Annotated in this window: 13 protein-coding genes; 8 read left to right on the top strand and 5 right to left on the bottom strand. The window is 57.6% G+C overall.

Going from position 1 to position 15,593, the window contains the following annotated elements; all coding sequences use genetic code 11:
- Positions 1-223 precede the first annotated feature (223 nt).
- Entirely contained in the window at positions 224-1,162 is a 939-nt protein-coding gene (gene mdh / locus ABLU95_RS23320) for a malate dehydrogenase (RefSeq protein ID WP_023291150.1), read from the top strand.
- Between the two features lie 136 nt (positions 1,163-1,298).
- Here the strand turns inward: mdh and degS are convergent, their stop codons facing one another.
- From degS to zapG, 3 genes are all read right to left on the bottom strand, one after another.
- Positions 1,299-2,357, bottom strand: a complete 1,059-nt coding sequence (gene degS / locus ABLU95_RS23315; RefSeq protein WP_002918568.1) for an outer membrane-stress sensor serine endopeptidase DegS — start codon at positions 2,355-2,357, stop codon at positions 1,299-1,301.
- An 87-nt stretch (positions 2,358-2,444) separates the two neighbouring features.
- The gene (gene degQ, locus ABLU95_RS23310; RefSeq protein WP_017899931.1) at positions 2,445-3,812 is read right to left on the bottom strand and encodes a serine endoprotease DegQ; all 1,368 of its coding nucleotides are present in this window, start codon (positions 3,810-3,812) and stop codon (positions 2,445-2,447) included.
- A 174-nt stretch (positions 3,813-3,986) separates the two neighbouring features.
- Positions 3,987-4,385, bottom strand: a complete 399-nt coding sequence (zapG, locus tag ABLU95_RS23305; RefSeq protein WP_012540461.1) for a Z-ring associated protein ZapG — start codon at positions 4,383-4,385, stop codon at positions 3,987-3,989.
- Between the two features lie 190 nt (positions 4,386-4,575).
- Here zapG and zapE point away from each other — a divergent pair, with 190 nt between their 5' ends.
- The 7 genes from zapE (at position 4,576) to ABLU95_RS23270 (ending at position 9,083) form a co-directional block, all read left to right on the top strand.
- On the top strand, positions 4,576-5,703 hold the full coding sequence (gene zapE / locus ABLU95_RS23300) for a cell division protein ZapE (RefSeq protein WP_023291141.1): 1,128 nt from the start codon (positions 4,576-4,578) through the stop codon (positions 5,701-5,703).
- A gap of 266 nt (positions 5,704-5,969) precedes the next feature.
- A complete protein-coding gene (gene rplM, locus ABLU95_RS23295) occupies positions 5,970-6,398 on the top strand; it encodes a 50S ribosomal protein L13 (protein WP_002918559.1) in 429 nt (142 codons plus the stop codon).
- Positions 6,399-6,413: 15 nt separating this feature from the next.
- Positions 6,414-6,806, top strand: coding sequence for a 30S ribosomal protein S9 (gene rpsI / locus ABLU95_RS23290; RefSeq protein WP_000829818.1), 393 nt, complete (start codon positions 6,414-6,416; stop codon positions 6,804-6,806).
- A gap of 57 nt (positions 6,807-6,863) precedes the next feature.
- Positions 6,864-7,148, top strand: a complete 285-nt coding sequence (locus ABLU95_RS23285; protein WP_136070768.1) for a hypothetical protein — start codon at positions 6,864-6,866, stop codon at positions 7,146-7,148.
- On the top strand, positions 7,118-7,756 hold the full coding sequence (gene sspA, locus ABLU95_RS23280; protein ID WP_002918467.1) for a stringent starvation protein SspA: 639 nt from the start codon (positions 7,118-7,120) through the stop codon (positions 7,754-7,756). Before ABLU95_RS23285 ends, sspA begins: the two co-directional genes overlap by 31 nt.
- A gap of 3 nt (positions 7,757-7,759) precedes the next feature.
- Positions 7,760-8,254 (top strand): ClpXP protease specificity-enhancing factor, encoded by a 495-nt coding sequence (gene sspB / locus ABLU95_RS23275; protein ID WP_102001677.1) that lies wholly within the window; start codon positions 7,760-7,762, stop codon positions 8,252-8,254.
- Between the two features lie 124 nt (positions 8,255-8,378).
- A complete protein-coding gene (locus ABLU95_RS23270) occupies positions 8,379-9,083 on the top strand; it encodes an N-acetylmannosamine-6-phosphate 2-epimerase (RefSeq protein WP_348880432.1) in 705 nt (234 codons plus the stop codon).
- A gap of 55 nt (positions 9,084-9,138) precedes the next feature.
- Here ABLU95_RS23270 and gltD read toward each other — a convergent pair whose 3' ends face one another.
- Positions 9,139-10,557: a glutamate synthase subunit GltD gene (gene gltD / locus ABLU95_RS23265; protein ID WP_032454181.1), complete on the bottom strand. Its 1,419-nt coding sequence runs from the start codon at positions 10,555-10,557 to the stop codon at positions 9,139-9,141.
- A gap of 9 nt (positions 10,558-10,566) precedes the next feature.
- Positions 10,567-15,027, bottom strand: coding sequence for a glutamate synthase large subunit (gene gltB / locus ABLU95_RS23260; RefSeq protein WP_023291138.1), 4,461 nt, complete (start codon positions 15,025-15,027; stop codon positions 10,567-10,569).
- Between the last annotated feature and the right edge of the window lie 566 nt (positions 15,028-15,593).

Genomic DNA, 15,593 nt, shown 5'->3' with positions numbered 1-15,593 from the left:
GGTGTTGTTTTGCGCAACTGGCTGGGTGTATTGTAACCAATAGTCGATCCGGTACTTCGCTTTGCTGGATGGTCAGTCAGGAAGCATAAAGTGCGCCGCTGTTCTATTGCTACGCACAATAATGCATTCTTCAGCCATAATCATTGTAATTGTTCATCTTGTGAATTAAGGTCCAGGCGACGGAATAACGAAAGACTAAATTAACCATAATAAGGAGTTTAGGATGAAAGTTGCAGTCCTTGGCGCTGCCGGTGGTATCGGCCAGGCGCTTGCCCTACTACTTAAGACCCAACTGCCTTCAGGTTCAGAGCTCTCGTTGTACGACATCGCTCCGGTTACGCCGGGCGTGGCGGTAGATCTAAGTCATATCCCCACAGATGTAAAAATTAAAGGATTTTCCGGTGAAGATGCTACCCCGGCGCTGGAAGGCGCTGATGTGGTGCTGATCTCCGCGGGCGTAGCGCGTAAGCCCGGCATGGATCGTTCCGACCTGTTTAATGTGAATGCGGGTATCGTTAAGAACCTCGTGCAGCAGATTGCCAAAACCTGCCCGCAGGCCTGCATCGGCATTATTACCAACCCGGTGAACACCACCGTGGCCATCGCCGCCGAAGTGCTGAAAAAAGCCGGCGTGTACGATAAAAACAAACTGTTCGGCGTGACTACGCTGGACATCATCCGCTCCAATACCTTTGTGGCGGAGCTGAAAGGTCAATCGGCAACCGAGGTGGAAGTCCCGGTTATTGGCGGTCACTCCGGGGTCACCATTCTGCCTTTACTGTCGCAGATCCCGGGCGTCAGCTTTAGCGATCAGGAAGTGGCCGATCTGACTAAACGCATTCAAAACGCCGGTACCGAGGTCGTGGAAGCGAAAGCGGGCGGCGGGTCGGCGACCTTGTCGATGGGTCAGGCGGCTGCGCGCTTTGGCCTTTCTCTGGTTCGCGCCATGCAGGGAGAAAAAGGCGTAGTGGAGTGCGCCTACGTGGAAGGCGACGGCCAGTATGCGCGTTTCTTCTCTCAGCCGCTCCTGCTGGGGAAAAACGGCGTAGAAGAGCGTCAGTCTATCGGCAAACTCAGCGCCTTTGAGCAGCAGGCGCTGGAAGGCATGCTGGACACCCTGAAGAAAGATATCGCGCTCGGCGAAGACTTCGTCAACAAGTAACCTCGCACGCTCAAAAAAGCCGGAACCGTTGTTCCGGCTTTTTATTGTCTTGCATTCATGATGACCGGGTTTCTGGTCAGATTCCCGGCCGGTCCGGTATTTAGCGATTAACGTGGCTCCCCAAACGGGGAGCCGCTTAGTTGGTGGCCGGGTATTCCTGGACGGCGATATGGAGCGTGATTTTCTTATCATCACGCATGATGACCACCGGTATTTCCGAACCCGGGCGGATCTCGGCCACCTGATCCATTGTCTCCAGCGCGGAGACTGCGGGTTTGTCATTCACGGAGATGATCACGTCGTTGGCGCGGATCCCCGCCTGCGCGGCCGGTCCGTCCGGCGCGACATCGTTAACGACGATCCCCTGGATCTGATCGATCCCGCCGCCCTGCGCGTGCAGCGGGGCGATCTCCCGGCCGCTAATGCCGATATAGCCGCGGATCACACGGCCATCCCGGATCAGCTTATCCATAATTTTGGTCGCTAACTGGAACGGGATCGCAAAGCCAATGCCTTCAGGCGTTTCGCCGTCGTTGCTCTTATCAAAGGAGAGGGTGTTAATCCCCATCAGCTCGCCGAGGGAGTTCACCAGCGCTCCGCCGGAGTTACCGTGGTTGATCGAGGCGTCAGTCTGCAGGAAATTCTGGCGGCCGGTGGGGTTGAGGCCAATGCGCCCTGTGGCGCTGATGATCCCCTGGGTGATGGTCTGTCCCAGGTTATAGGGGTTGCCAATCGCCAGCACCACATCGCCGATGTGCGGCGTGCGTTTCGGGTTGATCGGGATCACCGGCAGCCCGCCGGTAGCGTTGATCTTCAGCACCGCGAGGTCGGTCAGGGAATCGGAGCCTACCAGCAGCGCTTCGAAGACCCGGCCGTCCTGCAGAGCGACGATAATCTGGTCGGCATCGTTAATCACATGCTTGTTGGTCAGGATATAGCCGCGCTGGTCCATGATCACCCCGGAGCCAAGCGTCAGCTGATTATGGCTGGTGCTGTTCAGGGCGCGGTTATAGACGTTCACTACGGCGGGCGCGGCGCGGCGTACGGCGGCGTTATAGCTCGCCGGGGAGTCGTCTGCCGTATCGTTCTGGGTGGTCGGCGCTAGCTGCCACTGGCGCAGCGAGGGCATCAGGGCCAACAGCAGGCCCCCGACAAGCAAACCGATGAGTACTGAACGTAATAACTTTCCAGGCATGATGCAGATATCGTTAATGAATGGTCAGGCGCAGCATAGCATGAGTTGTCCGGACATCGCACATGGCGGCGATGTCCGGGGAGACAATCAGCGCAGCAGCAGATAGATGCTTTCGTTGCCGCGGATCACGTTCAGGGCGATGACCGGCGGTTTGCCTTCGAGCACTTTGCGTAATTCGGCAATCGAATGAATACGCTCGCGGTTAAGGCCAATGATAATGTCATCCTTATGCAGGCCGACCTGGGCGGCGGCGCTGCCTTTATCGACATTATCGATCACCACCCCTTTGGTGCCATCTTTCATCTGACCGTCGCTGAACGAGGCACCCTGCAGAGCCGGGATAATCAGCTCAGCGCTGGCGGTGGAGGAGGTGCTCTTATCCAGCGTCACTTCGACATCGACCGGTTTTCCATCGCGCAGCAGACCCAGTTTGACTTTGGTCCCCGGCTCGGTGGTGGCGATCCGCGAGCGCAGTTCGGCAAAACTATTCAGCGGTTTGCCGTTCAGGCTAACGATGACGTCGCCGGATTTGATCCCCGCTTTGGCGGACCCGGAGTTTGGCAGCACTTCACTGACGAAGGCGCCGCGCTGAACGTTGAGGTTCATCGCCTTGGCGATATCGGCGCTCATTTCCATGCCTTTAATGCCCAGCAGGCCGCGCTTGATTTCGCCAAACTGAATGAGCTGGTCGGCGAGGGTTTTCGCCATGTTGCTCGGGATGGCGAAGCCGATGCCGATGCTGCCGCCGCCCGGCGCCAGGATCGCGGTGTTGATCCCGATAAGCTCGCCGTTGAGGTTCAACAGCGCGCCGCCGGAGTTGCCGCGGTTGATGGAGGCATCGGTCTGGATGAAATTCTCCAGCCCTTCAAGGTTCAGGCCGCTGCGGCCAAGGGCAGAGATAATGCCGGAGGTGGCGGTCTGACCAAGGCCGAACGGGTTGCCGACGGCGACGGCGAAGTCGCCGACGCGGAGTTTATCGGAGTCAGCAATGGCGATTTGCGTCAGGTTCGACGGCTTAATCAGCTGCAGCAGAGCAATGTCGCTCTGTTCATCGCTGCCGACCAGTTTGGCATCAAATTCACGACCATCGTTCAGCTGGACGCTGATCTTCTGCGCCTGATTGATGACGTGGTTATTGGTCAGCACGTAGCCTTTCGCTGCGTCGATAATGACGCCGGAGCCAAGCCCTTCGAACGGCTGCGCCTGCTCTTGCGGGGCGTTATCGCCAAAATATTTCTTCAGCTCTTCCGGCATATTGAGCGTCGGCGAGGCAGTGCCTTCCACCTGGACGCTGACTACCGCCGGCAGGACCTTTTCCAGCATCGGCGCCAGGCTTGGTAACGCGCCCTGGCCGGGCACCTGAGTCGGTAAGGATGCTGCTGCCGGAGGCAGAACCGACAACGATAACCCAATGCTTAACGCTAACGCACTCAACAGCAAAGTCTGTTTCTTCATTAGATGCTGGCTCTCGTAACCTGAGGTGTATGGAAAAATGTCCTGAATAACCTGATGTTATTGAATTTTTGCGCAGGTAACAATGTGGGGACTGGTTTAAATTGTAGCCGGGAAGTGGGGGAAGGAGCGGGCGCGATGGGCGCGCCCGGAGAATATTTTATCAGAGGCGATTGTTTAATCGCGTTTTGCGCCACCGCGCAGTAATCCGGATGCGCCTTCGGAGTAGTCGCGCGGCATCTGGACCGGCGCCTGATCGTTGCTGGCTTCAGACTCTTCCAGGCGGTTCCGGAACGGGTTGGCGTCTGCCATGGAATCCGGCAGCAGGTTGTTAGAGCTTTTCGCCATATGCTGATACAGCTGACGGTAGTCGTGCGCCATGTTATCCAGCAGCTCGGCGCTACGCGCAAAATGGCTGACCAGCTCTTCACGGTACTCTTCAAGCTCGGCTTTATTCTTTTCCAGTTCGAACTGCAGCGCCTGCTGCTGGCGCAGTTTGCGGTTGCCGAAACGCATGGCGACGGCACCAATGATGATACCGACGACTAACCCAATTAGCGCGTATTCCCAGGTCATGAACATCTCCCGTTGTATTGTGGTTCCGTAGGGTGGCTCTTAGGCTCTCCGCCTGCGCCCGATAGTGCCACTATAACCGCTAATTCCACAGAAGTGGAATCCTGGCGTATCATCGCGTAGTGTAGAACGGCCTTTTTTTCGTCAATCGTGAGCTTCGACATCACGGTTTTCAAGGAATAACAATTAGATCATGCAAAGCCTGTCTCCAACATCGCGTTACCTTTCAGCCCTGAAAGAGGGCAGCCATCAACCCGACGACGTCCAGCAAGAAGCGGTGAGCCGCCTCGATACCATTTACCAGGAACTGCAGACTCAGCCCGCGCCCGTCGCGTCAGGCGGCGGTTTGCGCGCGAAATTCGGCAAACTGCTGGGTAAGCGCGAACCAGCAGCCGAGGCGGCGCCCGTCCGCGGCCTGTATATGTGGGGCGGCGTGGGGCGGGGGAAAACCTGGCTGATGGACCTGTTTTACCAGAGCTTGCCGGGCGAGCGTAAGCAGCGCCTGCATTTCCATCGCTTTATGCTGCGGGTGCACGAAGAGCTGACCACCCTGCAGGGCCATAGCGACCCGCTGGACATTGTCGCCGACCGCTTTAAAGCGGAAACCGACGTGCTCTGTTTCGACGAGTTTTTTGTCTCCGATATTACCGACGCCATGCTGTTGGGCGGGCTAATGAAGGCCCTGTTCGCCCGCGGCATCACGCTGGTGGCGACCTCCAATATTCCGCCGGATGAGCTCTATCGCAATGGCCTGCAGCGCGCCCGTTTTCTGCCCGCTATCGACGCCATCAAGCAGCATTGCGATATTATGAACGTCGATGCCGGCATCGATTATCGCTTGCGTACCCTGACCCAGGCGCACCTGTGGCTGTCGCCGCTGAATAACGACACCCGCGAACAGATGGATAAACTGTGGCTGGCGCTGGCCGGCGCGCCGCGCGCTGCCGGGCCGACGCTGGAGATCAACCATCGCGAGCTGCCGACCCTCGGCGTGGAAAACCAGACGCTGGCGGCGTCGTTCGCCACGCTGTGCGTGGATGCCCGTAGCCAGCATGACTATATCGCGCTCTCCCGCCTGTTCCACACCGTGATGCTGTTCGACGTGCCGGTGATGACCGCGCAGCTGGAGAGCGAAGCCCGGCGCTTTATCGCCCTGGTGGATGAGTTCTATGAGCGCCACGTGAAGCTGGTGGTCAGCGCGGCGGTGCCGCTGTACGACATTTATCAGGGAGAGCGGCTGAAGTTTGAGTTTCAGCGCTGTCTGTCGCGTCTGCAGGAGATGCAGAGCGAAGAGTACCTCAAGCGCCCGCATATGCCCTGACAGGATACTTTTTCCCGGCGAATTCAGGGCCGCAGGGCCGCCCCGGGAGCTGCCTGAAAAATCTCATAAAGGGGTCGATCTTTGACCCCGACTTCTCTATAATCTTGCGACCCCACGTTACGAGAAGGTTTTTTTCCCGAAACTTTCTATGTGCCGGCATAGGCTATTCGAAGGGGTAGGTTTGCTGGACAATGTCGTGTGAACCTCAACTGACTAAACGTTTGGGTGTTCACCAACGTGTAACTTATTATTTGGGTAAGCTTTTAATGAAAACTTTTACAGCTAAACCAGAAACCGTAAAACGCGACTGGTATGTTGTTGACGCGACCGGTAAAACTCTGGGCCGTCTGGCTACTGAACTGGCTCGTCGCCTGCGCGGTAAGCACAAAGCGGAATACACTCCGCACGTTGATACCGGTGATTACATCATCGTTCTGAACGCAGAAAAAGTTGCTGTTACCGGCAACAAGCGCGAAGACAAAATGTACTACCACCACACCGGCCACATCGGTGGTATCAAAGAAGCGACCTTTGAAGAGATGATTGCCCGCCGTCCTGAGCGTGTGATTGAAATCGCGGTTAAAGGCATGCTGCCAAAAGGCCCGCTGGGTCGTGCTATGTACCGTAAACTGAAAGTTTACGCGGGTAACGAGCACAACCACGCGGCACAGCAACCGCAAGTTCTTGACATCTAATCGGGATTATAGGCAATGGCTGAAAATCAATACTACGGCACTGGTCGCCGCAAAAGTTCCGCAGCTCGCGTTTTCATCAAACCGGGCAACGGCAAAATCGTTATCAACCAGCGTTCTCTGGAACAGTACTTCGGTCGTGAAACTGCCCGCATGGTAGTTCGTCAGCCGCTGGAACTGGTCGACATGGTTGAGAAACTGGATCTGTACATCACTGTTAAAGGTGGTGGTATCTCTGGTCAGGCTGGTGCGATCCGTCACGGTATCACCCGCGCTCTGATGGAGTACGACGAGTCCCTGCGTTCTGAACTGCGTAAAGCTGGCTTCGTCACTCGTGACGCTCGTCAGGTTGAACGTAAGAAAGTCGGTCTGCGTAAAGCACGTCGTCGTCCGCAGTTCTCCAAACGTTAATTGTTTTCTGCTCACGCAGAACAATTTGCGAAAAAACCCGCTCCGGCGGGTTTTTTTATGGATAAAACGGCTGTTATCCACAAGCTTACCGCCGGTTCTTGTCACTTTTTCAGCATTTCCAGAATCCCCTCACCACAACGTCTTCAAAATCTGGTAAACTATCATCCAATTTTCTGCCCAAATGCTGGTGATTGTTCATTTTTTGTTTTATTCGTGAACGAAGGTGACATCGCGCTACTGGGGTTTTTACATCTGGCCGGCCATGAGTGGCTGGCAGCAGTACAAAATTCTGAATATACCTGGAGGTTTTCATGGCTGTCGCTGCCAACAAACGTTCGGTAATGACGCTGTTTTCTGGTCCTACTGACATCTATAGCCATCAGGTCCGCATTGTGCTGGCCGAGAAGGGTGTCAGTTTTGAGATAGAGCACGTGGAGAAGGACAACCCGCCTCAGGATCTGATTGACCTCAACCCGAATCAAAGCGTACCGACGCTGGTGGATCGTGAGCTCACTCTGTGGGAATCCCGCATCATTATGGAATACCTGGATGAGCGTTTCCCGCACCCGCCGTTAATGCCGGTTTATCCGGTGGCGCGTGGCGAAAGCCGTCTGTATATGCAACGTATCGAGAAGGACTGGTATTCGCTGATGAACACCATCCAGAGCGGTACCGCAGCGCAAGCTGATGCTGCGCGTAAGCAACTGCGTGAAGAACTGCTGGCCATCGCGCCGGTGTTCACCCAGAAACCTTACTTCCTGAGCGATGAGTTCAGCCTGGTGGATTGCTACCTGGCGCCGCTGCTGTGGCGTCTGCCGGTTCTCGGTGTGGAGCTGGTTGGCGCAGGCGCGAAAGAGCTCAAAGGCTATATGACTCGCGTATTTGAGCGTGATTCCTTCCTCGCCTCTTTAACTGAAGCCGAGCGTGAAATGCGCCTCGGTCGGGGCTAAATAATGGATGTATCACAGCTGACGCCGCGTCGCCCGTATCTGCTGCGGGCGTTTTATGACTGGCTGCTGGATAACCAGCTGACGCCGCATCTTGTGGTGGATGTCACGCTGCCTGGCGTGCTCGTGCCGATGGAGTATGCGCGCGACGGGCAAATCGTTCTCAATATTGCCCCGCGTGCGGTAGGTAATCTTGAGCTGGCGAACGACGAAGTGCGCTTCAACGCGCGCTTTGGCGGCGTGCCGCGCAACGTATCTGTCCCGCTGGCTGCGGTACTCGCCATCTATGCCCGTGAGAACGGCGCCGGCACGATGTTTGAACCGGAAGCGGCCTATGACGAAGACGTCAGCAGCCTCAACGATGATGACGTCGCGCCTGAGAATGAAAGCGAAACGGTGATGTCGGTGATTGATGGCGATAAGCCCGATAATCACGACGACGATCCTGACGACACGCCGCCGCCGCGCGGCGGTCGCCCGGCGCTGCGCGTGGTGAAGTAAATCCCTTCTCTGACAGGCCCTGCGGGGCCTGTTTTTTTGTCTGTCCGCTTTGTTAACTCTGCCACAAACGAGGCGCCCCATGGCTGGTACTGTCATCGCCACAGGTAGCTTTCAGGGAGCCGACATGTCTTTACTCGCAAAACTGGACCAGCATATCCGTCACCATGGCGGATTAATTGTCTCCTGCCAGCCGGTGCCGGGCAGCCCGCTGGATAACCCCGCCATCGTCGCGGCGATGGGGCTGGCGGCGGAGCAGGCGGGGGCGGTGGCGCTGCGCATCGAAGGTCTGGCCAACCTGCAGGCCGTTCGTCCGTTAGTGACGGTGCCTGTTATCGCGCTGATTAAGCGCGATCTGCATGATAGCCCGGTGCGTATTACGCCGTGGCTTGAGGATGTGAATGCCCTGGCGCAGGCAGGGGCCGATATCATTGCGGTTGACGGCACGCGGCGTCAGCGTCCGGCCTCTGTCGCATCGTTGTTGGCGGCAATTCACCGCCAGGGGAAAAATGCGATGGCAGATTGTTCCTCTCTCGACGATGCCCTTGAATGCTGGCAATTGGGCTTCGATATGGTTGGCACCACCCTCTCAGGCTATACCGCAGAGGAGACACCGGTCGAGCCGGATCTGGCGCTGGTGAAAAGCCTGAGCGCCGCGGGCTGCAGAGTGGTCGCTGAGGGACGCTACAATACGCCTGCGCAGGCGGCTGAGGCAATGCGCTGCGGCGCGTGGGCGGTGACCGTCGGCTCGGCGATCACCCGCTTAGAACATATCTGCGGCTGGTATAATACGGCGCTGAAAGCGGCGGTCTGCCCGGCGAATGGGCAATAAAAAAGCCCGATGGCGTTAACCATCGGGCTTTTATGCGCTGAGACTCCGGGCCTAATTAGACTTCAAGGTAGTTGAGGATCCCGTCAGCCGCTTTACGTCCTTCCGCAATCGCGGTGACCACCAGGTCGGAACCGCGAACGATATCGCCGCCGGCGAAGATTTTCGGGTTGCTGGTCTGGAAGGCGTTCTCGCTGCCTTCCGGCGCAATGATGCGGCCCTGGGAGTCCAGCTCGACGCTGTGCTTCGCCAGCCACTCCATGCTGTGGGGACGGAAGCCAAACGCCATGACGACGGCGTCTGCCGGCACCACGTGCTCAGAGCCGGCGACGATCTCCGCGCGACGGCGGCCTTTCGCATCCGGCTGGCCCATCTCGGTGCGCGCCATCTTCACGCCGCACACTTTGCCGTTGGCATTCACTTCCACGCCCAGCGGCTGGACGTTGAACTGGAACTCAACGCCTTCCTCACGCGCGTTTTTCACTTCGCGTTTTGAACCCGGCATGTTCTCTTCGTCACGACGATAGGCGCAGATCACGTGCGCCGCATTCTGGCGGACGGAGGTACGTACGCAGTCCATCGCGGTATCGCCACCGCCGAGCACGACCACGCGTTTGCCTTCCATGCTGACGTAGGGCTCATCGGCGGTTTCGCCAAAGCCCATGATCTGCTTGGTGTTGGCGATCAGGAACGGCAGCGCGTCGTAGACGCCCGGGGCGTCTTCATTGTCCAGCCCACCGCGCATCGACTGATAGGTGCCGACGCCGAGGAACACGGCATCGTACTCTTTCAGCAGGTCGTCGAGCTGTACGTCGCGGCCCACTTCGGTATTGAGTTTGAACTCAATGCCCATGCCGGTGAAGATCTCCCGGCGGCGGGTCATCACCTCTTTTTCCAGCTTGAACGCCGGGATACCGAAGGTCAGCAGGCCGCCGATTTCCGGATGGCGGTCAAACACCACCGCCTTGACGCCGTTGCGGGTCAACACGTCGGCACAGGCGAGGCCCGCCGGGCCAGCGCCGATGATCGCGACGGTTTTACCGGTCGGTTTCACACCGGAGAGATCCGGACGCCAGCCCATCTCGAATGCCTTATCATTGATATAGCGTTCGATGTTGCCGATGGTCACCGCGCCGAACTCATCGTTCAGCGTACAGGAGCCTTCACACAGGCGGTCCTGCGGGCAGACGCGCCCGCAGACTTCCGGCAGGGTGTTGGTCTGGTGCGACAGCTCAGCCGCCTCAAAAATACGCCCCTCGTTGGCCAGCTTCAGCCAGTTCGGGATGTAGTTATGCACCGGGCACTTCCACTCGCAGTACGGGTTGCCGCAGGAGAGGCAGCGATCCGCCTGCGCCTTGGCCTGGCCTTCTGAAAACGGCTCGTAAATTTCCACAAATTCAATTTTACGGATCTTCAGCGGTTTCTTCGGCGGATCAACGCGCTGCAGGTCGATAAATTGATAAACGTTCTGACTCATCTTAACCCCTTACTGCGCCTGCACCCGCAGCTCAGCTGCGGAACGACTACGGTGACCCAACAGTGCTTTAACATCGCTGGACTTCGGTTTAACCAGCGCAAACTTCGCGGAGAAGGCCGGCCAGTTGGCGAGGATCTCTTCGCCGCGTTGCGAACCGGTAAGCTGCACGTGCTCGGTGATTAAACCGCGCAGGTGCTCTTCATGGATGGCCAGAGAGTCAACGTCCAGCACTTCCACCAGCTCCGGGTTCACGCGTTTACGGAAGTCGCCATCTTCATCCAGGACATAGGCAAAGCCGCCGGTCATCCCTGCGCCAAAGTTGACGCCGGTTTTACCGAGCACGCAGACGATACCGCCGGTCATGTATTCACAGCCGTTGTCGCCGATGCCTTCCACCACGGTGATGGCGCCGGAGTTACGCACCGCGAAACGCTCACCTGCGCGGCCTGCGGCGTACAGACGACCACCGGTCGCGCCGTACAGGCAGGTGTTGCCGATAATGCTGGCTTCGTGGCTGCGGAAAGCGGAGCCCACCGGCGGACGAATGGCCAGCAGACCGCCCGCCATGCCTTTGCCGACATAGTCGTTGGCGTCGCCCGTCAGATGCAGTTCCACGCCGCCGGCGTTCCACACGCCGAAGCTCTGGCCCGCGGTGCCGCTAAAGTGAGCGACGATCGGGTCGCCCGCCAGTCCCTGGTCGCCATGGGTCTGGGCGATATACCCGGACAGCGAGGCTCCCACGGAGCGGTCGGTATTGCGGATATCGAACCAGAACGTTTTGCTCTGCTTTTCATCCACGTACGGTTTCGCCTGCTGCAGCAGCTGGGCGTTGAGCACGCCGTTATCGAACGGCGGGTTATTTTCGGTGCAGTACAGCGCTTTGCCAGGATGCGGCTCTGCGGTCTCCAGCAGTTTACCCAGATCCAGTTTCTGCTGCTTGGCGGTGAACCCATCCAGCTCTTTGAGCAGATCGGTGCGGCCAATCAGATCCACCAGGCGCTTGACGCCCAGCTGGGCCATCAGCTCGCGGGTTTCACGGGCGATAAATTCAAAGTAGTTGGTCACTTTGAACGGCAGACCGTGATAGTGGTTCTTACGCAGTTTGTCATCCTGGGTCGCCACGCCGGTCGCGCAGTTGTTCAGGTGGCAAATACGCAGGTATTTACAGCCCAGCGCCACCATCGGGCCGGTACCGAAACCGAAGCTTTCCGCGCCGAGGATCGCCGCTTTGATGATATCGAGGCCGGTTTTCAGGCCGCCATCCACCTGCAGACGGATCTTATGACGCAGGCCGTTAGCGACCAGCGCCTGCTGGGTTTCCACCAGACCAAGCTCCCACGGACAGCCGGCATATTTCACGGAAGAGAGCGGGCTCGCCCCGGTGCCGCCGTCGTAGCCGGCGATGGTGATCAGGTCGGCATAAGCTTTGGCTACGCCGGTGGCGATGGTGCCCACGCCCGGTTCAGAAACCAGTTTGACCGAAATCATCGCTTTCGGGTTGACCTGCTTGAGGTCGAAAATCAGCTGCGCCAAATCCTCGATAGAGTAGATATCGTGGTGCGGCGGCGGGGAGATCAGCGTCACGCCCGGTACCGAATAGCGCAGTTTGGCGATGTACGGAGTGACTTTATCACCCGGCAGCTGGCCGCCTTCACCCGGCTTCGCGCCCTGGGCGACTTTGATCTGGATAACGTCGGCATTGACCAGATAGGCTGGGGTGACGCCGAAGCGGCCGGACGCCACCTGCTTGATGCGCGACACTTTATTGGTGCCGTATCGCGCCGGGTCTTCACCGCCTTCACCGGAGTTAGAGAAGCCGCCGATGCTGTTCATCGCTTCCGCCAGCGATTCGTGCGCTTCCGGACTCAGGGCGCCGATCGACATCGCTGCGGTATCGAAGCGTTTGAACAGCTCCTTCGCCGGCTCCACGTCGTCGATGCTGATGGCGTCTTCGCCCGGATTGAGCGCCAGCAGATCGCGCAGCGTGGCCGCCGGACGTTCGTTAACCAGCTTCGCGTATTGTTGATAATCGCTGTACTCGCCGCTCTGCACAGCCTGCTGCAGGGTACGCACCACGTCCGGGTTGTAGGCGTGATATTCGCCGCCGTGAACGTACTTCAGCAGACCGCCCTGAGCCAGCGGCTTGCGCGCCAGCCAGGCGCGTTTCGACAGATTCAGCAGGTCCTGCTGGAAATCGTCGAAGCCGGCGCCGCCGATGCGGCTGACCACGCCCTGGAAGCAGAGCTCGGAGACATCGCGATGCAGACCGACCGCTTCGAACAGCTTCGAGCAGCGGTAGGAGGCGATGGTCGAGATCCCCATCTTGGACATGATCTTATACAGACCTTTATTGATACCGTTGCGATAGTTCAGCATCACCGCACGGTACGGTTTATCGATAGCTTTGCTGTCGACCAGCTTCGCCAGCGTTTCATAGGCGAGGTACGGATAGATAGCTGTCGCGCCGAAGCCCAGCAGCACGGCGAAGTGATGCGGATCGCGGGCGCTGGCGGTTTCAACGATGATGTTGGCATCGCAGCGCAGACTTTTATCGACCAGACGGGTCTGGATCGCGCCAACGGCCATCGGCGCCGGCACCGGCAGGCGGTCTTTGGCGATGTTGCGGTCAGAAAGAACCAGCAGCACGGTACCATCGCGTACCATTTGCTCCGCTTTGTCGCACAGGGCCTTCACCGTCTCGCTGAGGGAAGCCTCTGCCGGGTTGAAGGTGATGTCGAGGACGTCGGCACGATAGTGCTCTTCTTCCATCGTCGTCAGCTGTTTGAAATCGGAGTACAGCAGGATCGGCGATTTGAAGCTCAGACGATGCGCCTGGCCTTCCGCTTCGCAGAAGACGTTCATTTCGCGACCGATGCTGGTGGCCAGCGACATGACGTGCGCTTCACGCAGCGGATCGATAGGCGGGTTCGTCACCTGGGCGAACTGCTGACGGAAATAATCGTAGATAATGCGCGGCTGGCTGGAAAGGACGGCGAAAGGCGTGTCATCGCCCATTGAGCCGACCGCTTCCTGGCCATTTTCGCCGAGCACGCGCAGCACCGAGTCCAGCTCTTCCGCGCTGTAGTTAAACTGTTTCTGGTAGCTGGCCAGCAGATCGTCGTCCAGCTGGCGGCTGCCAACCTCTTCGTCCGGCAGATCTTCAAATGGCACCAGGCGACGAACGTTTTTCTCCATCCACTCTTTATACGGATGGCGGCTCTTCAGATCGTCATCGGTTTCCGCTGAGTGCAGAATGCGTCCGGCACGGGTATCGATAACCATCAGCTCACCCGGACCCACGCGGCCTTTCTCAACCACTTCGTCCGGCTGGTAGTCCCAGATGCCGACTTCAGAGGCGCAGGTGATGAGCTTATCTTTGGTAATGACGTAGCGCGCCGGGCGCAGGCCATTACGGTCGAGGTTACAGGCCGCGTAGCGACCATCGGACATAACGATGCCCGCCGGGCCGTCCCATGGCTCCATATGCATGGAGTTAAAGTCGAAGAACGAACGCAGCTCCGGATCCATATCCGGGTTGTTCTGCCAGGCTGGCGGCACCAGCAGACGCATGGCGCGCACGATGTCCATCCCGCCGGCCAGCAGCAGCTCCAGCATGTTGTCCATTGAACTGGAGTCGGAGCCGGTTTCGTTAACGAACGGCGCGGCGTCGTGCAGGTCCGGGATCAGCGGGGTCTGGAATTTATAGGTACGGGCGCGAGCCCACTGGCGGTTGCCGGTGATGGTGTTGATTTCACCGTTGTGCGCCAGGTAGCGGAACGGCTGCGCCAGCGGCCAGCGTGGTACGGTGTTGGTGGAGAAGCGCTGGTGGAACAGGCAGATAGCCGACTCCAGGCGCAGGTCCGCGAGGTCCAGGTAGAAGCGCGGCAAATCCGCCGGCATACACAAACCTTTATAGATGTTGACCAGGTTGGACAAGCTACAAACGTAGAAATCTTTGTCTTCCTGCAGGCGTTTTTCAATGCGACGACGCGCAATAAACAGACGACGCTCCATATCGCGCGGGCGCCAGCCAGCCGGGGCGTTAACAAAGATTTGCTCAATACGGGGCAGCGAGGAGAGGGCGATTTCACCGAGCACGCCTTCGTTGGTCGGCACATCGCGCCAGCCAACAATCGACAGGGTCTCAAGCTGAAGTTCTTCTTCAACGATGCGGCGTGCCGCTTTCGCCAGTTCAGGATCTTTATTCAGGAACAGCATCCCAACGGCGTAGTTTTTGGCTAAACGCCAGCCGCGCTCTTCGGCAACGATGCGGAAGAAACGATCGGGTTTTTGCAGCAGCAGACCGCAACCGTCGCCGGTTTTACCATCGGCAAGGATTGCGCCACGGTGCTGCATGCGGGCCAGTGCGTGTATCGCGGTTCGCACTACCTTGTGGCTAGGTTCGCCTTCTATGTGGGCGATCAGGCCGAAACCACAGTTATCCCTCTCAAGGGATTTGTCGTACAACATATCAGTGAACCTCCCCAGGCTCTACGGACCCCCTCCGATACCGATTGCGCACAGGCACAGAAAGAGCATGGCGACGGGGTTTGCACCTCGCATTCGCCCTCTTTAAATCCTTTTTGCATCGGTACACAAGTTTGAGGACTTGCTGTTAAGAGGGAATCTCAATTACTGCATAAATATGATGAGCAGAGTGCTCATCCAGAAAGCTTCCAGCGGATTCCCAACTTATCGGGAATCCACACTTACGTCAAATGGCAATCTTATTAATACAAAAATGTGCTATACAGGTGTTAACTTTTTGTTTTTAAAATAGATAATGCCATTTTTTATGCTTTGGATACGTCTGCAGAGGGTAAGACTAGTGTGATCTGTCTCACTGTGCGCGCGGCTTTGCATTACCGATCTGCGCTGAAATATATTTCATTATTAGCATATTTGACTGCTATAAATTTATGTGGTGGATATTAATACTGTTTTTTACCATAAAGTAGATTAGGGCCGCGCGATGATGAAATATAAGGAAAACTCATTACCCTGTGGGTGAATGAAATTGCAGTAATCATGATTGT

The sequence above is a fragment of the Klebsiella sp. GG_Kp146 genome (genome assembly GCF_040061975.1).
Lineage (GTDB): Bacteria > Pseudomonadota > Gammaproteobacteria > Enterobacterales > Enterobacteriaceae > Klebsiella > Klebsiella quasipneumoniae.
Note: the sequence above shows the minus strand (reverse complement) of the source record. Positions and strands in the feature narration are given on the sequence as shown.